The 25191-nt window shown below is 67.0% G+C and carries 19 protein-coding genes; 13 read left to right on the forward strand and 6 right to left on the reverse strand.

The annotated features are described in order from the left end of the window. Positions 1-414: 414 nt before the first annotated feature. From BLR29_RS14490 to BLR29_RS14510, 5 genes are all read left to right on the forward strand, one after another. Complete coding sequence (locus BLR29_RS14490) at positions 415-1731, forward strand: HlyD family secretion protein (protein WP_092137688.1); 1317 nt, start codon at positions 415-417, stop codon at positions 1729-1731. A gap of 147 nt (positions 1732-1878) precedes the next feature. Continuing rightward, complete coding sequence (locus BLR29_RS14495; RefSeq protein ID WP_255371260.1) at positions 1879-3141, forward strand: YyaL domain-containing protein; 1263 nt, start codon at positions 1879-1881, stop codon at positions 3139-3141. 2 nt (positions 3142-3143) lie between these two features. After that, on the forward strand, positions 3144-5126 hold the full coding sequence (locus BLR29_RS14500) for a glycosyltransferase (RefSeq protein ID WP_092137689.1): 1983 nt from the start codon (positions 3144-3146) through the stop codon (positions 5124-5126). 11 nt (positions 5127-5137) lie between these two features. Further along, positions 5138-6694: an efflux transporter outer membrane subunit gene (locus BLR29_RS14505; protein WP_092137690.1), complete on the forward strand. Its 1557-nt coding sequence runs from the start codon at positions 5138-5140 to the stop codon at positions 6692-6694. Between the two features lie 119 nt (positions 6695-6813). Beyond that, positions 6814-8355, forward strand: a complete 1542-nt coding sequence (locus BLR29_RS14510; protein ID WP_092137691.1) for a methyl-accepting chemotaxis protein — start codon at positions 6814-6816, stop codon at positions 8353-8355. A gap of 97 nt (positions 8356-8452) precedes the next feature. On the opposite strand, the gene BLR29_RS14515 is transcribed toward BLR29_RS14510, so the two are convergent. Both BLR29_RS14515 and BLR29_RS14520 read right to left on the reverse strand, forming a co-directional pair. Next, a complete protein-coding gene (locus BLR29_RS14515) occupies positions 8453-8584 on the reverse strand; it encodes an MFS transporter small subunit (protein WP_092137692.1) in 132 nt (43 codons plus the stop codon). 18 nt (positions 8585-8602) lie between these two features. Continuing rightward, complete coding sequence (locus tag BLR29_RS14520; protein ID WP_092137693.1) at positions 8603-10030, reverse strand: L-lactate MFS transporter; 1428 nt, start codon at positions 10028-10030, stop codon at positions 8603-8605. A 604-nt stretch (positions 10031-10634) separates the two neighbouring features. On the opposite strand from BLR29_RS14520, the gene BLR29_RS14525 reads away from it, so the two are divergent. From BLR29_RS14525 to BLR29_RS14535, 3 genes are all read left to right on the forward strand, one after another. Further along, entirely contained in the window at positions 10635-11096 is a 462-nt protein-coding gene (locus tag BLR29_RS14525; protein ID WP_092137694.1) for an Lrp/AsnC family transcriptional regulator, read from the forward strand. Positions 11097-11204: 108 nt separating this feature from the next. After that, entirely contained in the window at positions 11205-11834 is a 630-nt protein-coding gene (locus BLR29_RS14530; RefSeq protein WP_092137695.1) for a LysE family translocator, read from the forward strand. A gap of 272 nt (positions 11835-12106) precedes the next feature. Next, positions 12107-13951, forward strand: a complete 1845-nt coding sequence (locus tag BLR29_RS14535; RefSeq protein ID WP_092137696.1) for a PhoX family protein — start codon at positions 12107-12109, stop codon at positions 13949-13951. A 167-nt stretch (positions 13952-14118) separates the two neighbouring features. Here BLR29_RS14535 and BLR29_RS14540 read toward each other — a convergent pair whose 3' ends face one another. After that, positions 14119-15534 carry a lactonase family protein gene (locus BLR29_RS14540; protein WP_176860955.1) on the reverse strand — a complete coding sequence of 472 codons (1416 nt, stop codon included), beginning with the start codon at positions 15532-15534 and terminating at the stop codon, positions 14119-14121. A gap of 280 nt (positions 15535-15814) precedes the next feature. Here BLR29_RS14540 and BLR29_RS14545 point away from each other — a divergent pair, with 280 nt between their 5' ends. Next, positions 15815-16720: a LysR family transcriptional regulator gene (locus BLR29_RS14545; RefSeq protein WP_092137698.1), complete on the forward strand. Its 906-nt coding sequence runs from the start codon at positions 15815-15817 to the stop codon at positions 16718-16720. 15 nt (positions 16721-16735) lie between these two features. Here the strand turns inward: BLR29_RS14545 and BLR29_RS14550 are convergent, their stop codons facing one another. The 3 genes from BLR29_RS14550 to BLR29_RS14560 form a co-directional block, all read right to left on the reverse strand. Then, a complete protein-coding gene (locus BLR29_RS14550) occupies positions 16736-17560 on the reverse strand; it encodes an isocitrate lyase/PEP mutase family protein (protein WP_092137699.1) in 825 nt (274 codons plus the stop codon). Positions 17561-17723: 163 nt separating this feature from the next. Next, a complete protein-coding gene (locus tag BLR29_RS14555; RefSeq protein ID WP_092137700.1) occupies positions 17724-17918 on the reverse strand; it encodes a hypothetical protein in 195 nt (64 codons plus the stop codon). A 169-nt stretch (positions 17919-18087) separates the two neighbouring features. Then, on the reverse strand, positions 18088-18471 hold the full coding sequence (locus tag BLR29_RS14560; RefSeq protein WP_255371240.1) for a hypothetical protein: 384 nt from the start codon (positions 18469-18471) through the stop codon (positions 18088-18090). A 357-nt stretch (positions 18472-18828) separates the two neighbouring features. Between BLR29_RS14560 and BLR29_RS14565 the strand changes: the two genes are divergently transcribed. The 4 genes from BLR29_RS14565 to BLR29_RS14580 all read left to right on the forward strand — a co-directional run bounded on the left by BLR29_RS14565 (position 18829) and on the right by BLR29_RS14580 (position 25122). Beyond that, on the forward strand, positions 18829-19257 hold the full coding sequence (locus tag BLR29_RS14565) for an auxiliary protein of the heavy metal cation-transporting efflux system HmyCBA (protein ID WP_092137824.1): 429 nt from the start codon (positions 18829-18831) through the stop codon (positions 19255-19257). A 187-nt stretch (positions 19258-19444) separates the two neighbouring features. Further along, entirely contained in the window at positions 19445-20842 is a 1398-nt protein-coding gene (locus BLR29_RS14570) for a TolC family protein (RefSeq protein ID WP_092137701.1), read from the forward strand. A gap of 2 nt (positions 20843-20844) precedes the next feature. Then, positions 20845-21999 carry an efflux RND transporter periplasmic adaptor subunit gene (locus tag BLR29_RS14575; protein ID WP_092137702.1) on the forward strand — a complete coding sequence of 385 codons (1155 nt, stop codon included), beginning with the start codon at positions 20845-20847 and terminating at the stop codon, positions 21997-21999. 6 nt (positions 22000-22005) lie between these two features. Further along, positions 22006-25122 carry an efflux RND transporter permease subunit gene (locus BLR29_RS14580; protein WP_092137703.1) on the forward strand — a complete coding sequence of 1039 codons (3117 nt, stop codon included), beginning with the start codon at positions 22006-22008 and terminating at the stop codon, positions 25120-25122. Positions 25123-25191 lie beyond the last annotated feature (69 nt).

Raw genomic sequence — 25191 nt, forward strand, 5'->3', positions numbered from 1 at the left:
ATCTCCCGCAGCGTCAACGCCACGGCCGTATGAAGCCTCGTGACATACAGTCCTTACACATTCTTACAGCAAGTCAAGGGCAACTTGTCTAGCCTTGAAACCACTCCGGATCGCAGTGCAACATGATGCGCGCCGGGGTTTCAATGGCGTTCGCGCCTCGCTGTATCCGTCCGCGTGCCTTTGCCTCGGCAAGGCGCGCTGGCAACTCAAAGGACCGGTTTACCCGGCCCACACAAGCCTGTCCTGGCGCGCCTGAACGGCCTGGGACAACGGCTCATAAGAAATAGCTTGGGGGACGATGACTCTGCGCGTCTGTGCGGGCCTGCGCTCGCGCAGCGGGGAGAGCCTTTGTCTTCGCAACCGCGTTTCGCCGTGGCGATTGTGACCGACACACCTTGATGGCGGGAGGATGTCATGAACAACAAGCTCGACAACAAGCCCTCGTTACCTGGGCCGACGCATCGGCCCAGGCAGGACGAGCCTCTGGTGCGGCAACGCCGTGAACTCAGCCTGCGCCCGCTGTGGCAGCTTGCCCCGCGTCTGGTCAGTTACGGCATGGTGGCCTTCGTCATCTGGGTCATCCTGTCCGTGATGTTCCCGCCCGTGTTCACGCGGTCGTCCGAACGTGCCGTCGTCAACAGTCCTGTCAACCTCGTCACCACGCCGGTCGAGGGCATCGTCATGAAGCAGGTGGTGGCTGTGGGCGCCGCGTTCAAGACGGGCCAGCCGCTGATGGCGCTACAGAACCCCAACATCGATCGTGCGCTGCTGATGGAGCTGACGGGCAAGCAGCTCGACAACCAGAAGCGCTACGAGGCCGCCAAGGCCAAGCTGGAAGGCAGCCAGGCGCGGCTGGCGTCCACCAATGAAGATATCAGGCGCTACCAGGCCGCCGCACAGCGCGAGCATGCCGTCAAGGTCAAGGGCATCGAGGCGCGACTCGCCGTGGCCAGGCAGCAGATCGACCAGCAGGAAGACGTGGTCAACCGCAACCAGGCGATGCAATGGGCCGGCGCGGTCAGCGAGGCCTATACGGAAGCCTCGCGCAACCAGCTGACAGTGCTGTCAGGTGCGCGCGATGCCATCCAGGCGGAACTCGACGGCGCCCGCGGCAGCAGCGAGGCGGCACGCAGCAAGGTGTACATGTCCAGCACCGACGGTGCGGTCGGCGCTCTCACGCAGCGGCAGGAAGAGCTGCGCGCGGAGATCGTCCAGCTGCAGGCCGAACTGACTCAGCTGGAAGGATACGGCCGCGAGGTGGACAAGATGGTGGCGACCGAGCAGGAACGTCTCGACCGCGTCTCGAACCTCGACATCAAGGCATACAGCGGCGGCATCGTCGAAGACGTGCTGGCCCCGCCGGGCACGCGCGTGGCCGCCGGCGCCACCCTGATGCGCACCACCAACTGCAGCCAGCCGCGTGTGGTGGCGGTATTCCCGCGCAGCCTGAGCAAGGACCTGTTACCGGGCGCGAAGGTAAAGGTGAACGTCGATGGCGTGCCGGCACCGGTGGCCGGCGCAGTGGCCGAGATCCTGCCGCGAGCGCCCGACGGCGACCAGGCGCGCTACTTCGTGCCCTTTCCTCCCATCGAGAAGAACGAGATCTACCTGATCGCCAGGCTCGACAAGCCGCTGCCCGACCTGCCCGGCGCGGGCAAGACCGACCGGTGCGCCCTCGGCCACTGGGCCACGGTCAGCCTGGATCGCCCCTGGTACCGCGGACTGATCTGACCGCGCGGACTCACCAGGCATGTCAACGCCCGCAGGAAGGAGACCACCGTGCAGCGTTTTCCGACAACACGTAAGGTGAATCCGCGGCGCGCACGCCTCGCGCGCCGCGTGTGGCTGGCCATCGGCGCCCTGTGCGCGCCCTATGCCATGGCCACTGCGCCGGCCGCGCCCGCGGCGGGCACGCCGGCGCGCGAGCAGGAGGTGCGTGAACAAGTGCGCCAGACCGGCTGCCAGGCCTTGTCGGGCCGCGTGGGCGCCATGCCGGGCAAGGGCCCGGTCATGCTTGGCAGCTACGAAGCCGCGCCCGGAGGCGAACCATTGCCGCCACCGCTCCAGCAATCCGCCTTTGTCTATGACAACGCGCTGGCCGGCATCGCCCTGATCGCATGCGGCCAGCCGGAGGCCGCGCGGCGCATCGCCGATGGCATGGTGGCGGCCACCACGCGCGACCGGCACTACCACGACGGTCGCGTGCGCAATGCCTATCGCGCGGGGCCGGTGCCCGAAGGCCCGGTGCCGCTGCCCGGCTGGTGGGATGCCCCCAGCAAACGCTGGTTCGAGGACAACTACCAGGTGGGCACCGCCACGGGCAACGTCGCCTGGGCCGCGCTGATGCTGCTGGCCGTCTATGAGTCCACGCGCGACCGTCGTTACCTGGATACGGCCGCCACGATGATGGGCTGGGTCGACAAGGCGACCTACGGCAGCGAGAGCCCTGGCGCCTTCATCGGCGGATACTTCGGCGAGGAGCCTTCGCCGCGCCGGCAGGGCTGGAAGTCCACCGAGCACAATGTCGATGCCTATGCCGCGTTCCGCTGGCTGGCCCGGTACAGCAGCGATCCGCGCTGGCGAACCGGGGCCGACCGTGCGCGGCGCTTTGTCGAGGCCATGTGGCAGCCCGGCGAAGGGCGCTTCGCCATCGGTACGCGCGACGATGGCCGCACGCTCAACGGCGCGCCGTCGGCGCTCGATGCATCGCTCTGGCCGCTGATTGCCATCCCCGATGCCGCCGGTGGCTGGTCGCGCGCGCTGGACTGGACGCGCGCCCGCCACATGGTGGGCGGCGGCTACGGCTTCAACGCCAATCCCGATGGCGTGTGGACGGAAGGCACCGGCCAGGCCGCGCTGGTGCTGCGCGCCACGGGCCGCGAAGACCAGACCCGCGACCTGTGGCCGCTGCTGCTGTCCCAGCGCGCACCATCCGGCATGCTCTACGCCACGCCCGAGCGGCGCATCCGCACCGGCCTGTCGATCGGCCCGGATTCCACGACGGAAGACTTCTACTACTACCACTTGCCCCACCTGGGGGCCACCGCGTGGGCCGTGCTTGCGGCGGCGGGGTGGAATCCGTTCCAGCCCGGCGGCGCCACCGGCGCCGCCGGCAAACGTGCCGACATAGCGAAGGAGTAAGGATGTTCGCCTACTTTCTGGAGAACCGCATGCTGGTGGAGATCAACGCCGGCGCGTTCCTGATTGCCGTGCTCTGCCTGCGTGCCGACCGCCACCGCGCGGCGGACCGGTGGCTCTTCGGCGCTGCGGCGGCCGTGCTGCTGATGATCTACTACGTCTGGCGCTTCACGCAGACGCTGCCGGAATGGCGCATGGACTTTCCGAGCATCTGGGCCTATGGGTTCTTCGGCTTCGAGAGCATCACCATCGCCTACACGCTGATCTCGATCGTCACGCTGACGCGCAGTTCGGACCACAGCATCGCGGCCGATGCCGGCGAGGCGAGGCTGCGTCGCAACCGGGCTGCCCCGTCGGTGGACATCTTCATCGCCACTTACAACGAAGGGCTGGAGGTGCTGGAGAAGACGATCGTTTCCGCGCTGGCCATCGACTATCCGGACTTCCGCGTGTGGGTGCTGGATGACACGCGGCGCGGCTGGCTCAAGGAATTCTGCGACCGCGTCGGCGCCCACTACGTGACGCGACCCGATAACGCCCACGCCAAGGCAGGCAACCTGAATAACGGGCTGCAGCACAGCGCCGACGAACGGTTGGGTGGCGGCGCGCCCTACATCATGGTGCTGGACGCCGATTTCGCGCCCAACCGGAATATCCTGCTGCGCACTATCGGCCTGTTCGACGACGCCAGCGTAGGCGTGGTGCAGACGCCGCAGTTCTACTACAACGCCGATCCCATTCAGTACAACCTGCGGTCGTCGGAATGCTGGGTGGACGAGCAGCGCGCCTTCTTCGACATCATGCAGCCGGCCAAGGATGCGTGGGGTACGGCGTTCTGCATCGGCACCTCGTTTGTGGTGCGGCGGGATGCGCTGGCGCGGATTGGCGGCTTTCCCACCGGGACGGTGACCGAGGACATCCACCTGACCTATCGCCTGATGCCGCACGGCTACGTCACGCGCTGGCTGAACGAGCGGCTGAGTGTGGGCTTGTCCGCCGAGGGCCTGCCCGAGTACATCAGCCAGCGCAGCCGCTGGGGGCTGGGCACCATCCAGGTGGCGCTGACCGCCGACGGGCCGCTGCGCGGGCGCGGCTACACCGTCCGGCAGCGGCTGCACTACATCCACGGCCTGCTGCACTGGATCAGCCGCCCGTTCACGCTGATGCTGCTGGCGGGGCCGCTGCTGTATTGGTATTTCAATGTGCCCACGCTGTATGGGGATCCGATGCAGTTCCTGGCCTATGGCGTGCCGGCGTTGCTGCTCTACTGGGCCTACAGCATCTGGGTAACCGGGTCCCGTGCGATGCCGATTTTCACCGAGGTCACGCAGATCGTGGCGGCGATGGCGGTCTCGGCGAGCCTGGTGAGCGCCGTGTTCAAGCCGTTCGGACGTCCGTTCAAGGTCACCAACAAGGGGCTCGACCGATCACGGCTGGTGGTCCACGGCAAGTTCGCCGCGCTGTATGGCGCGCTGTTCCTGCTCGCGGCCATGGGCCTTGCGCGCGCGGTGGCCGCCGATGGCTCGGCACCCGGCATCGGGTTCAATATCGGCTGGACGCTGGTGTCGATGGTGCTCTACCTGGCCTCCATGCTGGTGTGCTTCGAACTCCCGCGTCCACGCAAGGAGGAGCGCTTTCCATTCGAGGAGCGGGCGCTGCTGCGCGTGCATGGCGCCGACGGCACGTTGCGCGAGTTTTCCGGCGTGACCAGCGACCTGTCGTGCAATGGCGCCGCGCTGCGCTGCGATGCGGCGTCGTCGGCCGAAGTGGGCGCGCGAGGCGCCTTCTGGATGGCGCCGCTCGGCTGGGTGCCGTGCCAGGTCGCACGCACACACCAGAACCTCGTGGGCGTGGCGCTGCTGCCCGACATGGCGGTGCGGCATCGCCTGATCCGGCTCCTGTTCAGCGAGCCGCCACACAACATCGCAGACCGCGGCAAGCCGAGCGAGGCCCTCGTCCAGCTGCTCCGACGTGCATTCTCCGGCTGAACATGAATACGATGAAGACAACACCTACGCACCCCCTCGTTCCCTTGTTGCGCGGCACGGCGGCGACGCTGCCGCTGCTGCTGGCGGCATGCACGCTGGAGCCGACCTATCAGCGCCCCGAGGCCCCCGTGGCGCAGGCATGGCCCACCGGGCCCGCCTATGTCGGCAGCGCCACGGCCCAGCCACCAGCACAGACCGCCGCCGCGAACCTCGGCTGGGAGGATTTCTTCACCGATCCGCGCCTGCGCCGGCTGATCGAACTGGCATTGGCCAACAACCGCGATCTGCGCATCGCCACGCTTTCCATCGACCAGGCCCGCGCGCAATATCGCATCCAGCGCGCCGCACAGTTTCCGGCCATCGACGCCAACGCCGGGATGGTCAGCTCGCGCGTGCCGAGTGGCCTGCGTGCGCCGGGTCAGCCGTCGGTCATCAACGCGTTCTCGGCCGGGGTTGGCTTCAACGCGTTTGAAATCGACGTCTTTGGCCGCGTGCGCAGCCTGAAGCACGAGGCCCTGGAGCAGTACCTTGCGATCGAAGAGGTGCGCCGCAGCGCGCAAATCAGCCTGGTGTCCGAGGTGGCCACCGCCTACCTGACGCTGCAGGCCGACCAGACGCTGCTGAAGATCTCGCAGGACACGCTCAACGTGCAGCAGTCGGCCGTGGAAATGATCACCCGCAGCAAGCGGGCCGGCGGCATGGCGCAGATCGACATGCATCGCGCCCAGACGCAGCTGGAGACCGCGCGCGTGGGCGTGGAGCAGTACACCCGCCAGGTGGCGCAGGACGAGAACGCCCTGGCCTTGCTGATCGGCGGCCCGCTGCCCGGCGACCTGCCGGCCCCGCAGCCGTTCGAGAACACTTCGTTCGTGGCGGAGCTGCCGGCTGGCCTGCCGTCCTCGCTGCTGGAGCAGCGGCCCGACATCATGGCTGCCGAGCACCGTCTGAAAGCAGCCAATGCGAATATCGGCGCGGCGCGGGCGGCGTTCTTCCCGTCCATCTCGCTGACCGGGGCCGTGGGGGTGGCCAGCACCACGCTGGCTGGGCTGTTCACCGGCGGCATGGCGTGGGCATTCGCCCCGCAGATCACGCTGCCAATTTTCAACGCCGGCGCCAACCAGGCCAGGCTCGATGCGTCGGAGGTGCAGAAGGACATCAACGTGGCGGCCTACGAGAAGACCATCCAGGGTGCTTTTCGCGAAGTGGCCGATGGCCTTGCGGCGCGCGGCACGTACGACCGCCAGGCCGCCGCGCAGGAGTCGCTGGAGAAGGAGATCACCGAGACCCGGCGGTTGTCGGAGATGCGCTTCAAGAACGGGGTGGACGACTACTTTGCCGTGTTCGACGCCCAGCGCCAGCTCTATTCCGCGCAGCAGTCGCTGGCGACGATCCGGCTGGCGCGCCTGACCAGCCGAGTGGGCCTGTACAAGGCGCTCGGCGGCGGATGGTCGCGCAACACGGTGGCAGCCAGCCCTGCGCCGCAAGCGGCATCGGCGCCGGCCGCCAAACCGGCTGCCGCTGCGGCGTCGTCATCGACACCAGCCCCATACGCCGATCGCCGGATGTAGGCAAGCAGTCACAAAACGGACATGGCCACGCGCGGCATACGCGTGGCGCTCAAGCTTTTGCTGCGCCGCACCGTTAGCCGGGCGGTGTTTGTCCGCTGTCCAACTGTTTGCCTCTCCTTATGCCCAAGACCCTGACTATCCGGACGCGCCTGATCTTGACGGTGTCCGTGCTGTTCCTGCTTGCGCTGGGCGTCGGCATTGCCGGCCTGCTTGGCCTGCGCGCTGCCACCCAGGCGCACGAATCCACCTATTCCAATCAACTGGCGTCCGCGCTGGCGCTGGCCGAGGCGGACCTCAGCATGACCCGCGCCCGCACCGCGCTGGACCGGGCGATGCTCTATCCGGATACCCCGGAGTTTCCCAAGCTGCTGACGCGGACCGAGGAACTGATGAAGCGGTCCGACGACGCGTGGAAGCGCTACCTGACGCTGCCGCGCGACGCGGAGGAAGAGGCGCTGGCGCGCGAGGTCGGCATCAAGCGCGAGGCCGCGTCACGCGATGGCCTGGGCGCCATCATCGTGGCGTTGCGCGCGGGAGACCGCGCACTGGCGGACAAGATCATGGACGGCAAGGTCTCCGCGCTGTTCCGCGATGCCAACGATACGGGCGCGAAGCTCGGCAAGTTCCAGGCCAAGCTTGCCGGCGACAACTTCGAGGCGTCGCAGGGCGCGTATCAAAGCTTCCGCAACGGCATGATCGTGGCCATCGTCGTGGCCCTGGCGATTGCGCTTGGCTGCGCGGTGTCCCTGCTGCGCGCCATCATCGTCCCGCTGGAGGACGCGTTGTCCCAGTTCGACCGCATTGCCGCCGGCGACCTGACGCATGTGGCGCGCGTGACGCGCCGTGACGAGATGGGCCGCCTGCTGGATGGCCTGGCCACGATGCGGCAAAGCCTGGCCGAGACGGTCGGCCGGGTACGCCAGGGCTCGGAGGCCATCACGGCGGCCACGCGCCAGATTGCGGTCGGCAACGCCGACCTGTCAGCGCGTACCGGGTCGCAGGCCGCATCGCTGCAGGAGACGGCGGCCAGCATGGAGCAGATGACCTCCACGGTCCGGCAGAATGCCGACAACGCGCGCCAGGCCAGCCAGCTTGCCATCAATGCGGTGGATGTGGCGCAGCAGGGCGGCACCGTGGTCAGCGAGGTCATGACCACGATGGCCGATATCAGCAGCGCGGCGAAGACGGTGGCCGAAGTCATCGGCGTGATCGACGGCATCGCGTTCCAGACCAATATCCTGGCACTCAACGCCGCGGTGGAGGCGGCCCGCGCCGGCGAGCAGGGCCGCGGGTTTGCCGTGGTGGCGGGCGAGGTGCGCAGCCTGGCCCAGCGCAGCGCCAACGCCGCGCGGGAAATCAAGGCGATGATCGAAACGTCGCTGGGGCACGTGGAGACCGGCAGCGGGCTGGTCAACAACGCCGCCAGCACGATGGAGGACGTGGTGCGCGCCATTCGTCGCGTGACCGACATCATGGGCGAGATTGCCGCCGCATCCAGCGAGCAAAGCAGCGGCATCGAGCAGGTGAACCGCGCGGTGGCGTCGATGGACGAGTCCACGCAGCAGAATGCGGCACTGGTGGAAGAGGCCGCGGCTGCCGCGGCATCGCTGGAAGATCAGGCGCGGCAACTGGACCTGGCGACGGCCGCGTTCAGCGTCTGAGCCTCCGGCACGGACATCGGCGGGACAAAGGGCAGGTGCAAGAACAAAGGGCCACGGCGATGAACCGTGGCCCTTTGTCATGGTGGCGGCAGCGCGCTTACTGGAACAGCTTCAGCGCCTGCGTGATCGTGTTGGACACGCCCCAGACCAGCGGCACCAGCACGTAGAGCCAGAAGACGGCCAGCAAGCCCTTGTTGGTGGGGTGAGCGTCGAGGTTGTGGTTTTCCATTTGCAGACTCCGTTCCGTTCAGTGGGCGCCACCGGCCACGCCGGCAACACCGGCTACGTCGGCGTCGCTCATGTGGTGCTTTTCATTGACGCGCGACACCAGCAGGTTGCAGATGAAGCCAACAACCAGCAGCCCGGCCATGATGTGCAGCGTCATGGTGTAGGCGGCGCCACCGGTCACGCCGTGGGCGACCTGGTATTCGCGGATGTAGTTCACCAGCACGGGGCCGGCGATGCCCGCGGCGGCCCAGGCGGTCAGCAGGCGGCCGTGGATGCCGCCGACATAGGCCGTGCCGAACATGTCGGCCAGATAGGCCGGGATGGTGGCGAAGCCGCCGCCGTACATCGACATGATCACGCAGTAGGCCAGCACGAACAGCGCGATGCTGCCGGCGCCGCCCAGTTGCGGCACCAGCCAGTACAGCACGGCGCCCAGGGCGAAGAACACGAAGTAGGTGTTCTTGCGGCCGAGCCAGTCGGACGACGAGGCCCAGAAGAAGCGGCCACCCATGTTGAACAGCGACAGCAGGCCCACGAAGCCGGCTGCGGCAGCGGCGGACACCGACCCCTTGAAGCTTTCCTGGATCATCAGCGACGCCTGGCCCAGCACGCCGATGCCGGCGGTCACGTTAAGGAACAGGACCAGCCACAGCAGGTAGAACTGGGGCGTCTTCAGGGCCTGGTCGATGTGCACGTGGTTGCGCGTGATCATCTTGCTGGTGGTGGCGGGCGGCGTCCAGCCAGCCGGCGCCCAGCCGGGCGGCGGCACGCGGATGGCCAGCGAGCCGATGGCCATCGAGATGAAGTAGCCCACGCCCATGACCAGGAAGGTCTGCGCCACGCCGACCGAGGTGGCGCTCTTGAAGGTGTTCATCAGCGCGACGGACAGCGGCGCGGCGATCATCGCGCCGCCGCCAAAGCCCATGATGGCCATGCCGGTGGCCATGCCCCGGCGGTCCGGGAACCAGCGGATCAGCGTGGAGACCGGCGAGACGTAGCCCAGGCCTAGCCCGATGCCGCCGAGCACCCCGTAGCCGAGGTAGAGCAGCACGATCTGGTGCGTGTAGACGCCCAGCGCGGAAATCAGGAAGCCGCCGCCAAAGCAGCAGGCCGCCGTGAACATGGTCTTGCGCGGGCCCACGCGTTCCAGCCACTTGCCGGCGAATGCGGCGGAAATGCCCAGGAAGAAGATGGCCAGCGAGAAGATCCAGCCCAGCGTGGTCAGCTTCCAGTCATCGGGGCCGGATTCCGTAATGCCGATGACTTTGGAAAGCGGGGCATTGAAAACCGAAAATGCATAGGCCTGGCCGATGCAAAGGTGTACCGCCAGTGCGGCGGGCGGGACCATCCAGCGGGAAAATCCCGGTTTGGCATAGGTCGCCTCTTTTGAAAAGAACGGCGCCGGCGATTGAGCCGGGCTGCCACCATCGTTTATCACGCTGCTCATGGAATGTTCTCCAGACATGGGTCCTGGGCAATCCGTCCACGCTTCATGGCGCGCCCGGCTGGTCTGGCAGGCCAGCCGGTTGACCCCGTCACGCCGTGGTCGGATTACCCCCAGAGGTGTCGGCGCGCCCGGACTTTAAGAGGGTTTTTGGCCCGGGCGAATCGACGGTTGCTACAGGCGGTTGCTACAAGGTGAGGGGGCGCGTCGCACCTGCCGGAGGCGTTGCGCGGGCGGACCTGCAAGGTCCGGAATCGAGGGCGGCTGGAGACGCGCGGCGTCCCGTTGCAATAAGGGTCATTATTTTTCCGGTAGGGGGCGCGCAATATATGCTTGGATTTACATATATTGCCGTGGAAAATATTTATCGCAGAACCATAGCCGCCCGCATAGACGACTTCAATAGGCTAAAGATGACATATTCCCGATTTGCCTGAATCTCCGTGCCTTATCCGGGAATGCACTGGGTGGTTTTTCTGGGCCGTATGATTTTTGCCACACGCAGGTAACCAGTTGCGCGAATACGGATGGCCTGCCACATGACTGTGGTGCGTGCCGCGAGGGCGAATGCGATACCCTCTGCGCAGTGAAATCAGGGACATTGCATATGGCGCTGGATCGCATCGATCGGGAAATCCTGCTGGCGGTACAGAAAGACGGGCGCATTACCAATGCGAGCCTGGCCGAATCCGTTGGCCTGAGCGAAACGCCGTGCGCGCGGCGGCTGAAGCGGCTGGAAGCGGAAGGCTATATCGAGGGCTACCGGGCGACGCTGTCGCGCGGCAAGCTCGAACTGGGCTTGCTGGCCTTCACGCAGGTCCGGTTTGGCGTGCACGACCGCGAGCTGTCGGATCGCTTCGAACGCGAGATCCAGGCCATTCCACGGATTGTGTCGTGCCATAACGTGACCGGTACGGCCGACTACGTGCTGACCATCGTGGCGCGGGATCTGGAGGATTACGGCACGTTCATGCGCGATGTCCTGCGGACCTTGCCGGGCGTGACGTCCGTGGAATCGGTGCTCAGCCTGCGGGAGGTCAAGCCCGACACCGGACTGCCGCTGCTCTGAGGGGAATCCGCCAGCCACCGGCGCTGGCGTCCCCGATTTCGCCGGAAAACGCTCCGGCGCCTGCACGATCATGGAAGTCTCGATGATGTCGATACGACGAGGCTACCTGTGGTTTCCATTCACCTTCTGATCACGTTTATCGGCGCGCTGGCCGTGGTGTATGCCCTGCCGGGGCCGGACATGGCCCTGGTGCTGCAGACCAGCACCGCGCACGGCACGCGGCACGGCGTGGCGACGGCCATCGGGCTGGCGCTGGCGCGCACGGCGCATGTCACCTTGTCCGCTTGCGGCGTGGCGGCGCTCCTGAAGGCCGCGCCCTGGCTGTATCACGGCATTCGCATCGGCGGCGCGCTGTACCTGGCCTACGTGGCCGTCCAGATCCTGCGCAGTCCCGGCTTCGGGCTGGCTGCCGGCGATGGTCAGGCCGGCGCCGCGCCGCCGCTGCGTACGTCGGCGGCCAAGGGCGTGCTCAGCAGCGTCCTCAATCCCAAGGCGCTGCTGTTCTGTTCCGTGCTGCTGCCGCAGTTCATCGATCCGCACGCCGGCGCCGTCTGGTTGCAGGTGCTGGAACTGGGTGTGGTGCTGGTGGCGATGGGTCTGGCCTTCGACCTGGCCTGCGTGTTCGGCGCCGTGCGGCTGTCGTCGTGGCTGCGCGGCCATCCCCGCGCGCAGGCGGTGCAGCGGTGGTCGTTCTCGGCCGTGCTGCTCGGATTCGCCGCGCGGATTTCGATGGAGTGACGGACGCCGGTGGCAGGAACCCGCTGCAACCAGCCATCCTGACACCGCACGGTCATCTTTTGCGCTGACACTTGCGCACCCGCATGACGCCAGCACGCGCGGCGCATGCGCGTTGAAATGTCTTCCATCCATCTGCGATTTCAATGTTTCTTCATCCGTACAGGATGTAACGAAACCGTCATGTGATCTCTCTAGTATCTGGGCCGGCAAGTACACCACCGACGTCGTCAACAAACCAAACGGTGGCTCCCCATAACTGGAGGTCTCTACTCATGTCGTACATCACAGATAAGCTTCGCGCCCCGCGCCGCGAGGCACAGGGCGTCGTCACCGTTCCGGGTCAGACGCTGGAGGAAATCGTCGCGGCCAATCCGGCCCGCCGCAGCGTGCTGCGCGGCGGCCTGGGCCTGTCCCTGCTGTCGGCGTTTGGCGGCGGCATGCTGGCTGCCTGCGGCGGTGGCGACGACAACACGCCGTCCACCACGCCCGGCACGACGCCTGGCACCACGCCGGCCCAGCCGCTGAACTACAGCGTCGGCTTCACGCCCGTGGCGGACAAGGTCACCGCCGACACGGTGACGCTGCCGGCCAACTATTCGTACGACGTGCTGTTCTCCGCGGGCGATCCGGTGGAAGCCGGTTCCGCCGGCTACAAGGGCGCGTTCCAGTCGTCGGCCGAGACCGAGCGCCAGGCCGGCGGCAATCACGACGGCATGCACTACTTCGAGATCCCCGGCGTGGATCCGCAGAAGGGCGGCCTGCTGGTCATGAACCATGAAGCCATGGACGGCGCCATCCTGTTCCCCGGCGGCACCTATGACGCCGCCACTGCCACGGCCGAGCAAAAGCGCATCGCGCTGTCGTCGGTGGGCGTGTCGGTGATCGAGATCGAACTGACCGCCGGCAAGTGGCAGGTCAAGAAGAACTCCACCTACAACAAGCGCTACACCGGCAATACGCTGTACCGCGTGTCCGGCCCGGCGGCCAGCGCGGTCGGCGCCACCGTTGTCGGCACGCTCAACAACTGCTCCAGCGGCTATACGCCGTGGGGCACGTACCTGACCTGCGAAGAAACGACGGACAATTACCTGGACCCGACCAACGCCGACGAAGGCTACGGCTGGGTGGTGGAAATCGACCCGTTCCAGCAGACCGGCACGCCGGTCAAGCGCACCGCGATGGGCCGCTTCGACCACGAGAACACCGCGTTCATGACCGATGCCAGCAATCGCGTGGCCTTCTACATGGGCGACGACGGCACGCCGGGCTGCATCTACAAGTTCATCCCCAGCGCCGCGTTCGATGCCACCAATCGCATGAACAACGCCAACCTGCTGGACACCGGCACGCTGTACGTGGCGAAGTTCAATGCCGACGGCAGCGGCAACTGGGTGGAACTGACGCAGGGGAAGAATGGCCTGACGCCGACGGCCATGGACCCGGGCAACTTTACGCAGGGCGCGACGGCGCCGGTCGCCATCGCGTTCAACACGCAGGCCGATGTGCTGGTCAACACCAAGGCCGCCGCGCGCGTGGCCGGCGGTACGCTGATGGATCGCCCGGAGTGGATCACGGTGGGCGTGGACAAGCGCATCTATTGCACGCTGACCAACAACGGCGGCCGCCAGGTGACCGATGCCGCCAACCCGCGCGTGAACAACTCGCACGGCCACATCGTCCGCTGGGTGGAAGACGGCAATTCGCCGCTGGCCATGAGCTTCAAGTGGGAAATCCTGCTGCTGGCCGGTGACCCGTCCATCGCGGCGGCCAACCTGAAGGGCAACATGGTGGGCGACACGTTCTCCAGCCCGGACGGCATTCGCGTGGACCCGAAGGGCCGCCTGTGGGTGCAGACGGACGCCGGCACGGGCACCAGCGTCACCAACATCTTCGGCGCCAACTCGATGCACTACGTGGATCAGGAAACGCGCGAGGTCAAGCGCTTCCTGGTGGGGCCGCACGGTTGCGAGATCACCGGGATCGCCTACACGCCGGACCTGACGACGTTCTTCGTGAACATCCAGCATCCGAACGACAAATGGCCGAGTGCCGACCTGCCGGCGCGCTCGTCGACGGTCGTCATCCGCCACAAGGAAGGCAAGCCGATCGGAGCCTGAAGTGGGTGCATGAGGCGGCATGTGGGTGCCGCCTGAGATCGGCAAATTGACACGCCGCAGCCAGATGGCCGCGGCGTTTTTTTTTGCGGAAGGGTGAAGGGTGTCAGGGGCGCGGGGCGGCCGGACGTCGCGGATCAATCTTTCCCGCCAGGTCCGACACGCCGGTGTTATCGCGCGAGCAATGCCATGCCCGTCGGGGAGATGCCCAGCGAAAACGGGGATCCGGCGATCTGGGACAGCGCGCCGGTAGCCGGGTCGTAGGTCAGGATCGACAGAAACTGGTTCGTGTAGTCGGTCACGTACAGCGCATCCGCGCCGGGATCGGCCACGATATGCAGCGGCTGGGCACCGCCGGACGGCGTCGTCACCTGTGCTGAGAGCAGGCCGGTGGCGGGATCGATCTGGTGCGTCGAGATAGTCCCGCTGCCCTGATTGATGACAAAGAAGAATTTGCCGCGCGAATCCACCGCGGCGTGTCGGGGCGAGGAGCCCGTTGCCGTCGTGCCCAGGGTTGCCAGCGCGCCGGTCAGCGTGTCCACGGCGTACATCGACACGGTTTGACTGGCGAAGTTGGTCACATAGGCATATTTGCCGGATGGGGTGATGACTACCGCGAGCGGCGACGTTCCTGCCGCGAAGGGCGAACCCGCAACCGGACTCAGGCTCCCCGTGGCCGGGTTCAGCGTGAACACGCTGATATTGTTGGCCCCTGAGTTGGCGACATAGACGAAGCGGCCTTGCGGGTCTGTCGTGACATGGACGGGGTTGCTTCCCGCTGCGAACGGTGAGCCGGCGACCTCGGCTGGCACGCCCGAGACCGGATCGACCGCGTAGACGGAGACGTTGTTGGTGTTCTTGTTGGCCGAGATCAGATACTTTCCGCTCGGGTCGAATGTCACCGAGAGCGATACTGGCTGCGCGAACGGCGACCCCGCCACCGGCGTGAGCCCGCCCGTCGCGGCGTCGATGCGGTAGGCCGAGAGCCCGCCGGTGTTGGCCTTGGAAAAGTAGACGAAATTGCCCGACGGATGGATGGCGACACCGTATGGCGTGTTGCCGTCCGCGTAGGGGGATCCGGCGACGGCGTTGATCGTCGTGTGCGCAAGGTCGACCGAGTACGCCGCGACTTGCAGGCCCGAGTACCCGGCAACATAGGCAAAGCGCGTCGAGATCGGCACGCAGGTCACGAGCACGTTGGTCACGTCCGCGCTGGACACGGCGCCGGTGCCCGACGCCACCGTGCACCGCTGCAACGGTGCCGAGGGCGGCGTCTTGATGGTCACGGCATAGGTCGCGCCCGCTGCCAGCGACGTGGCAAAGGTGAACCGGCCATTCGCGCTGACGGGAAGGTCATCGCCAGCGTTGTTCTGTAGCACGAGGCCGGTGCCGGCCAGCCCGCTGATACTGCCGGAAACCCGGTATTGGGCCGCCGGGCCCGAGGGGCCAGCAGGGGCCGCCGCGGCGGGGGCAGTCGTGACGTCGGGATCGTCGGTGACGCATCCCGCCAGCGCCAGTACGCCCGCCATCAGCCAATAGGTAATCCTGCCGCGCTGGCGCGGCCGCTCTGTGGTACGTGAAATCATCTGACCTACCCGTTTTATCGTGTTTTTATCTGGCGGCCTGGCGCGGTCAGTGGGAGAACTGCCGGCCAGTGCTACCGGTTCCTGGTGCCGCCGATGGGGCTCGATGGTGACGCTCTCGGGGCCAGGTGGCGCAATCTTATCGTTGCGGTCCCGCATTGGCCAACTTGTTGGCCCGGAGGCGTGGTTTTCGGCCACATCGCATACGGAGCCAATGTCGCTTCCGTCATTCGGGACGCCCGGCGTACTATCCTGCCTTATTCACAACCGCTGGTTGCAAATCATGGACAAGGCCCGGGTGCTGACGCTGTTTCTGGGAGTGGTGCGCGCGAAGAGCTTTGCGCAAGCTGCCGTCGATGCCGGCATCACGCCGCAGGCCGTCAGCAAGGCGGTGCGTACGCTCGAGGAAGACCTCGGCGTGCGGCTGCTGCACCGGACCACCCGCAAGCTGAGCCTGACCTATGAGGGCGCGCGGCTGTTCGAACTGGCCGACCCCGGCCTGCGGCAACTCGACGAGGCACTGGAGCAGGTCCGCACCGCCCGCAGCGAGTTCGACGGCATGATCCGCCTGACGGCGCCGCCGTCCGTGGGCAGCCGGTTGCTGGTGCCGATGATGAAGGCGTTTCGCGAGCAGTATCCGGGCATCAGCTTCGACCTGGTGCTGAGCGATCTCTTCACCGATCTCGTGGAGGCCAAGATCGATGTCGGCTTTCGCGCCGGCACCAGTCCCGGCCAGAACCTCGTGGCGAGGCGGCTGCGCGATCTGCCGCTGATCATCTGCGCGTCGCCCGAATACCTGGCGCGGCACGGCGAGCCGAAGACGATCGACGATCTGGGCAAGCATGCCTGCACCGGGTTCCGCCGGCCGGCGACGGGCCGCATGGTGCCGTGGGAGCTGAGTATCGACGGCGACCTGGTGTTCCGGGACGTGCCCGCCGTGGTGACCTTCAACGACGTGGAGACCGAGATCGATGCCGTGCGCGCGGGCATGGGCATCGGGCAGCTATCGGCCTATATGGTGCACGACCATCTGGCGGCGGGCCGGCTGGTGTCGATCCTGAAGGCGTACGACAGCAACAATATCGGCCTCTATATGTATTACCCGCACCGCACCCAGATCCCGGTGCGCGTCCGGCGCTTTATCGATTTCGTGGCGGATGCCAGCCAGGGCGCCGAACACGCGTCGTAGATCACGCGCCGTAGATCACGCGCGGTCGCGGAAGAGACCGTTGAGCTCGGCACCTGCCGCCGCGCCCTCGAAGCCATCGAAGCGGCCAAGCGCGAGCGACTGTGCGGCGCGCATGAATCCTCCCCAGGCCGATCGTGCCAACGCGCCGCCCACGCTGATCCGGCGCACGCCAAGTGCGGCGACGTCTTCCAGCGTGAGGTCCGATGTGGACCCGATCAGCAGGTTGACCGGTTTCGGCGCCACGGCCGCCACCACGGCCGCAATCTGTTCGCGCGTCTTGATGCCCGGCGCATACAGGCAATCGGCCCCGGCGGCCGCGTAGGCCTGGAGTCGCCGGATGGTGTCGTCAAGATCGGGGCGGCCGGCAAAGAAATTCTCCGCACGGCCTACCAGCAAGGTATCGCCACCTGCTGCGTCGATGGCGCGACGCGCAGCCTTGAGCCGTTCCACGGCGACGTCGATGGGGAAAAGCGGATCGGCGGCGTCGCCGGTCGAATCCTCGATGGAGAGCCCCGCCACGCCGGTATCGATCGCCAGCGCGACGCTCTCCGCCACGCCCGCGGCATCGGCACCGAAGCCATTCTCGAAGTCCGCGTTGACAGGCAGGTCCGTGGCCGCGACGATCTCGCGAAGGTGCGCCAGGACGGCATCGCGGGACAAGCTGTTGTCAGCATGTCCCACGGACCAGGCGAGGCCGGAACTTGTCGTGGCCAAGGCCTGGAAGCCGAGCGTTTGCAGGTACAGCGCGCTGCCGACATCCCAGGGATTCGGCAGCACGAAACAGCCGGCGGCATGCAGGGCGCGAAAGGCGGCGCGCTTTTCGGCGACGGTACGGGTCATGCGGTGTCTCCTCGTGACGAGAGCCGTGGCTCCCGAATGATCGTGCGATGTCGGCGCCGGCCACCGGAAGTCCGATGGTCGTGTCGAAACGCATTATCGATGAGGTTGGCGCGCAGGACGCATGTCGCCGCCGAGGGCGCGGCGGGCGGCGGAGGATTGCCGCTTAGCTGGCCTTGACGGGGGCCGCCTGGGGCGCGCTGGTGGCGGTGACGTCGCAGGCGGGTTGCTGGGCCCGGGCGTGACGATGCTGGGCCTCGGCGCGGGCACGTTCGATCACGGCAAAATCGGGGCCGGCGATGGCGGAGAGCGAGGCGAGAAGGGAGGCCGCGCCGCAGAGGGCGAGGAGGGCGGACTTCATGGAGAGCTCCATTGCGGGGAAAAAACCAATGGTCCGATCATGCGGGATTCGAGCGATAGCGTCCAAGACCGATCCGTTATCGGCTTCATAGGCAGTGCCAATAGTCGTCGCGCCAAGACAGGCGGCTTATCGACGCATCGGCGGGTGGCGATGGGGTGTGCGGGTGGAGCTATCGGCGCGCGGCTGCCTTGCGTTCCGCCGCCAATCGCTTCCAGTCGGAAAACACCGTGTCCAGGCAATCGAGCGTCGTGCAGGCGTCGCGCTTCTTGCGGAATGTGGCGATCTCGGCGTCGGAGACGGCGCCGGTCTTGAGCAGGCGTTGCTGGTCCGCATAGATGCGCGCATAGCCCATCGACAGCAGGGCATGATCACAAATCAGGCGCTCGGCAGGGCGGGGCGCGCATGCCGGCGTGCTGGCGGCCGCGCCGGTGCACGTGGCGGGCGGTGGCTCGCAGCTGATGTCGCTGGCCCGGGCCAGCGGAGACAGGACCAGGCACAGGCAGGCGGCGAGACGGTTCAGACGGCTCAGTCGGCGGGGAGTGACGCTCGGCATGCGGGAGGGATCGTGAGAAGGGTTGGATATGTGTGCGGCCGGCCATTATCGGTGGCGGGATCGTTGCGGTCCAATGCGCATCGGTCGACGCGAGAGGCCGGCATCGCCGGCTTCCATGCCAGCGGCCTCGGAATCCTCGCCGGCCAACCCACTGGCGCCGGTCGATTCGGCCGAGCCCCGCCGCTCCTGTCACGCATCTGGATGCGGAACTCCCCGCCCGCTGACCGGTCAATTGTTGCGTTCGGTTACAATGCTGTACCGCAGCAATCCAGCTGGCGTGAGCGTTACGAAACGATCACGCGAATTTCGCCCATGTGCTGCGGCATGCGCCGCACCCCGTCATCCGCCCCCGATTTGATGCGTTTCCTCCTCTTCCTGCTGACTGCCTTGTGCCTGTCCGCGCTGTCGTTTTCGGCGGCGGCGAACGTGCGCGCGGCTGCACCGCAGGCCGTGGAGGCGATCGTGACGGTGGACGCCGCACCGGACTACGCCATGCTGGCCACCGGCGACGATCTCTCGCAGATCGTGCTGCCCGGCGACGGCGGCCTGGACCCGGATGCCGACGCGCTGGCCGATAATGGCCCGCCGCCCGGCTACTGCAATATCTGGTCGGCCGATCTGCTCGACCCGCTGGACCTGCTCGACGAAATCGAAGAGTCCAGTGCGCTGTTCGACGTTCCCACGCTGAAGCTTGCCCAGTCTGTCGAAGACGTGGCGCAAGTGCTCCCGGGGCGCAGTGCGCCCCAGCCCGAAGCCCTGTTCCGGCCGCCCAATCTCCTCGCCTGACCGTTCCGGCATCCGCCGCGTGGCCTGACCACCCGGCGGATCGTCCTCATTGCCCCTGAGCGCCCCCGCGTGTCCGTGACCTTTGCCGTCACGGGCTGATGCCTGCCATCCCTGCCGGTTCCTGCCGGCCGTGCGGCATGGCCGTCGTGGTGGCGTCGGGCAGCCGTATCGCTCGACTTTTTCCGACATGAAGACCAATAAAACGCTGACTTGGGTCGCGTCGCTGTCGTTTGTGGCGGCGCCGGCCTGGGCCGCGCAGCCCGCGCCAGGCGGCGCCCCGGCCACCCCGGTGACCCGCGCCGCCCCTGCCGTAGCTCCGACGACCGCGCCCGCGCGCCCCGCCACGCCGCCCCGGGCGGTGACGCCGGCCGCCGAAACGTTCGACCTGCACCAGTTGCTGTCGCTGGCCCAGTCCACCAACAAGGGCGTCGATGCCGCGCAGGCCAATGTCGATGCCGCCACCGCCGCCATCACCAGCGCGCGCGCGTATCCCAATCCGCAGGTGGAGGTGATGTATGGGCGGCTCTCCGGCAAGCAGCCGGGCGTGACCAGCGGCAACGCGCCGTCGTATGCCATCGTCCAGAAGTTCGACTACCCGCAGCAGCGCAACCTGCGCGAAGCAATGGCCGGGCGCGGGCTGGAGGCCTCCGAGGCGCTGCGCCAGAGCTTCCGCAGCGATCTGGCCGCGCGCGTGAAGATGTCCTACTACCAGGTGCTGCGCCGCGAGACCGAGCTGGCCGCGGCGAAGGAAGACCTGACGCTGATGCGCCAGATCCAGGAGCGCGCGAAAGTGCGGGTGGAAGTGGGCGAGGCGCCGCGCTATGAGCTGATCAAGGCCGAGACCGAGCTGCTGGCCGCGCAGAAGACGCAGCAGACGGCCGAGTTGCGCGTCGACCAGGCCAAGGCCACGCTCCGCCAGCAGGTGGGCGGCGGCATGCCCGCCCACTTTGGCCTCGCCGGCAACCTGGGCCGTGCGCCCGAGGTGCCGCCGTTGCCGATCCTGCGGGACACCATGCAGGCGGGCAATGCCGAACTGAACCAGCGACGCATGGAGCTGGAGCGCGCCCGACTGGGCGTGGACTACCAGCGCTCGCTGCGCTGGCCCGAGGTGGCGGTCCGCGCCAGCACGGATCGGCAACCGGATAACAACGTCTCGCAGATCGGCCTGGTGATGACAATCCCGCTGTGGGACCGCCGCAGCGGCCCGGTGGGCGAGGCGACCGCGCAGGCCACGCAGGCCCGCACCGCGCTGGAAGCCCGCGAGTTCGAACTCGCGCAGGAGCTGGAAACCGCGTACCGCCAGTACGAGATCACGCAAGCCCAGGTCACCGCGCTGGAATCCGGCATCGTCCGCGAGGCCGAGTCCGCGCTGGGCGTGGCCGAGGCCGCGTACCGCTTTGGCGAGCGCGGGATTCTCGACTATCTCGATGCGCAGCGGGTGCTGCGCAATGCCCGCAGCGAACTGATTGCCGCGCAGTACGAGCAGCAAGTCGCCGCCATCCAGATTGAAAAGCTGATGTCGACCGCGCCCGGCACGCCTGCCGGCCCCGCGCCGTCGCTGCCCGTCTCCCCGAATCCGAACTGATCATGCGCCCCCACTTCCTGCTTTCCCTCACAGCCGCCGCGGTCATGCTGATGTCCGTGGCCGCTTGCTCCAAAGATCCCGCGCCGGCCGCCGAGCCGCCCAAGCTGCCACCGGGCATCGTCAAGCCGGAGGCCAACCTGCAGCGCACGCTCAAGGTGGCGCCCGTGGCCACGTCCCCGTTCAGCGAGATGCTGCGCGTGGCGGGCCGGATCGATTTCGACGAACAACGCGTGTCGCGCATCGGCGCCAGCGTCACCGGCCGCGTGACCGATCTCTATGCCGTGCTCGGCCAGGAGGTCAAGGCCGGCCAGGTGCTCGCCCGCCTGCACAGCAGCGAACTGGGCGCCGCGCAGATGGCGTTCCTGAAGGCCGAGGCCCAGAACGAACTGCAGGCGCGCAATGCCGAACGCGCACGCCAGCTGTTTGCCGCCGATGTGATCGGCCGTGGCGAACTGCAGCGGCGCGAGAGCGAGTACGCGATTGCCGCCGCCGAGATGCGTGCGTACCGCGATCAGCTGCGCGTGCTGGGCATGTCGGCGGCGGCGGTCTCCGCGCTGGCCAGGAACGGCAGCATCGATTCCTACTCGCCGGTGTTTTCCAGCATCCAGGGCACCGTGGTGGAGCGCAATGTGGCGCAGGGCCAGGTGGTGCAGCCGGCCGACGCGCTGTACACCGTGGCGGACCTGTCGCGCGTGTGGGTGGTGGCCGAGGTGCCCGAGCAGCAGGCCGCGCAGGTGGCCGAAGGCCAGAAGGTGGACATCGAGGTGCCATCGCTGGGCAACGGCGCGGACCCGATCACCGGCAAGCTGATCTACGTGGGCCGCACGGTGAACCCGCAATCGCGCACGGTGCTGGTCCGCACCGAGGTCGAGAACAAGGACGGCCGCCTGAAACCCGCCATGCTGGCCAGCATGCTGATTGCCGGCCAGCCGGTGGATCAGCTGGTGGTGCCGGAATCCGCGGTGGTGCGCGACGGCAACGACGAGCAGGTGTACGTGGAAACGACGGATGGCCAGTACCGGCTCACCAAGGTGAAGCTGGGCGCCGAGAGCGACGGCATGCGCGTGGTGCAGGGTGGCATCAAGCCCGGCGACCGCGTGGTCGTGGAGGGCGCCTTCCACCTGGACAACGAGCGCAAGCGCCTGGAACAGGGGTAATCGGCCATGATGACATCCCTGGTTGAAGCCGCGATCAAGCAGCGGCTGGTGGTGTGCGTGATTGCCGTGGTGCTGTTTTTCTTCGGTCTGCGCGCCGCCGGCAAGCTGTCGGTCGATGCGTTCCCGGACGTGACCAACGTCCAGGTGCAGATCGCCACGGAAGCCACGGGGCGCTCGCCGGAAGAGGTCGAGCGCTTTGTCACCGTACCGATCGAAATGTCCATGACGGGCCTGCCCGGCCTGGAGGAAATGCGCTCGCTGAACAAGGCGGGCCTGTCGCTGATCACGCTGGTGTTCACCGACAAGACCGACGTCTACTTTGCGCGGCAGCTGGTCATGGAGCGGCTGATCGAGGTCTCCGGCCGCATGCCGCAGGACGTGACGCCGGTGCTCGGGCCCGTTTCCACGGGCCTGGGCGAGGTCTACCAGTACACGCTGGACCGCGTCGACGACGGTAGTCGCGAACTCACGCAGGAAGAGCTGGCCGAGCGCCGCATCGCGCAGGACTGGGTGGTGCGTCCGCTGCTGCGCTCGATCCCGGGCGTGGCGGAAATCAACTCGCAGGGTGGCTACGTGCGGCAGTATCAGGCACTGGTCAACCCGGAGCGGATGCGCCACTACGGCGTCAACATCCAGCAGGTCTACCAGGCCATGGCGCGCAACAACGCCAACTCCGGCGGCGGCGTGCTGCCGCACTACGCGGAGCAATACCTCATTCGCGGGGTGGGCCTGGCACGTGGCGTCGACGACCTGGGCAGCATCGTGCTGAAGGAGATCGACGGCACGCCGGTCTATCTGCGCGACGTGGCGCAGGTCACCATCGGCCATGAGGTCCGGCAGGGCGCGCTGGTCAAGAATGGCGAGACGGAGGCCGTGGGCGGCATCGTCATGATGATGCGCGGCGGCAATGCGAAGGAAGTGGTGAGCCGTGTGAAGGCCCGCGTGGCCGAGATTAACGATCGCGGCATGCTGCCCGGCAAGCTGCAGATCGTGCCGTACTACGACCGCAGCGAGCTGGTGGACTCGGCATTGTGGACGGTGACCAAGGTGCTGCTGGAAGGCGTGGTGCTGGTGGTGATCGTGCTGTTCCTGTTCCTCGGGGACGTGCGCTCGTCGGTGATCGTGCTGGCCACGCTGGTGCTGACGCCATTGCTGACCTTCATCGTGATGAACAGGATGGGGCTGTCCGCCAACCTGATGTCACTGGGGGGGCTGGCCATCGCCATCGGCCTGATGGTGGACGGGTCCGTGGTGGTCGTGGAAAACGCGTTCGAGCGGCTGGGGCATGCCGACAAGAGCGGGCTCACCAGGACGGAGATCCTGGTCAAGGCGGTGCAGGAGGTGGCTACGCCGGTGATCGTGGGCGTGGGCATCATCATCCTGGTGTTCCTGCCGCTGATGACGCTCTCCGGCATGGAAGGCAAGATGTTCGCCCCGCTGGCCTTCACGATCTCGATTGCGCTGGCGATCTCGCTGTTCCTGTCGCTGACGCTCTCGCCGGTGTTGTCGTCGTACCTGCTCAAGGGCGGTGCGGAGCATGACACGCGCCTGATCGCGTTCATGAAGCGCCACTACCTGCGCATGCTGCACTGGGCGCTGGCCAACAGCAAGAAGACCGTGCTGTCGGCGGTGGGGGTGTTCATCGCCACGCTGCTGATCGTGCCGCTGCTGGGGACGTCGTTCATCCCGGAGATGAAGGAAGGCTCCATCGTGCCGGCGATCGACCGCGTGCCGAATATCTCGCTGGAGGAATCGATCAAGCTTGAGAAGCAAGCCAACAAGCTGGTGCTGGAAGTGCCCGGCGTGAAGTCGGTGGTGTCCGGTGTGGGTCGCGGCGAGAGCCCGGCCGATCCGCAGGGCCAGAACGAGTCCACGCCGATCGCCAGCCTGAAGGACCGCGACGAGTGGCCCGACGGCTGGACGCAGGACGACATCGCCAACGCCATCCGCGAGAAGCTCAAGGCCATTCCGGGCGTGCAGATCGTGATGGCGCAACCGATCTCCGATCGCGTGGACGAGATGGTCAGTGGCGTGCGGTCCGACGTGGCCGTGAAGATCTTCGGCGACGACCTCGACAAGCTGCGCGACCTGGCTGGCGAGATCGCCCGCGTGGCGGGTGGTATCCAGGGGTCGCAGGACATCCGGATCGAGCGGATTTCCGGGCAGCAATACCTGTCGATCGAAATCGACCGCCAGGCGATTGCGCGCTACGGGCTGAACGTTTCGGATATCCACGACATCATCGAGATCGCCATCGGCGGCAAGCGCGCCACGGACATCTTCGAAGGCGAGCGGCGCTTTGCGGCCGCCGTGCGCCTGCCGGAGGACTTCCGCGACAACGTGCAGGCCATCCGCCAGTTGCTGGTGCCCGCGCCGGACGGCGTGCAAGTGCCGCTGCAGAGCGTGGCGAAGATCGAGGTGAGCGACGGTCCGGCGCAGATCAGCCGGGAAATGGCCAAGCGGCGCGTGGTGGTGATGATCAACGTGAAGGATCGCGACCTGGGTGGCTTTGTGGCCGAGCTGCAGAGCGCGACCGAGAGCAAGGTCAAGCTGCCCGAGGGGTATTACTTCGAGTGGGGCGGCCAGTTCCAGAACATGGAGCGCGCCATGGGCCACCTGAAGATCATCGTGCCGATCACCATCGCCGCGATCTTCTTCCTGCTGTTCCTGCTGTTCAACTCGTTGCGCTATGCCACGCTGATCATCACGGTGCTGCCGTTCGCATCGATCGGCGGGATCATCGGGCTGTTCGTCACGGGCGAATATCTCTCCGTGCCGGCGTCGGTGGGCTTTATCGCGCTGTGGGGCATGGCGGTGCTGAACGGAGTGGTGCTGGTGTCGTACATCCGCACGCTGCGGGAATCCGGCATGTCGCTGCGCAATGCGGTGGTGCGGGGCGCGACGCAGCGCTTCCGCCCGGTGATGATGACGGCGACGATTGCCATGCTGGGCCTGGTGCCGTTCCTGTTCTCGTCGGGCCCCGGTTCCGAGGTGCAGCGCCCGCTGGCCGTGGTGGTGATCGGCGGCCTGATCACATCGACGTTGCTGACGCTGGTGATGGTGCCGGTGCTCTACCGCTGGTTTGACGACCACAAGCCGGAAGCCAGGGACATGTCCGTCTGATGGCCGCAGTACAATAGCGCCCGGCCGGCACGCTTCACGTGTGCCGGCCGTTTTTTTACCCCCGGAGTT

The organism is Cupriavidus sp. YR651, assembly GCF_900101625.1.
Classification (GTDB): domain Bacteria; phylum Pseudomonadota; class Gammaproteobacteria; order Burkholderiales; family Burkholderiaceae; genus Cupriavidus.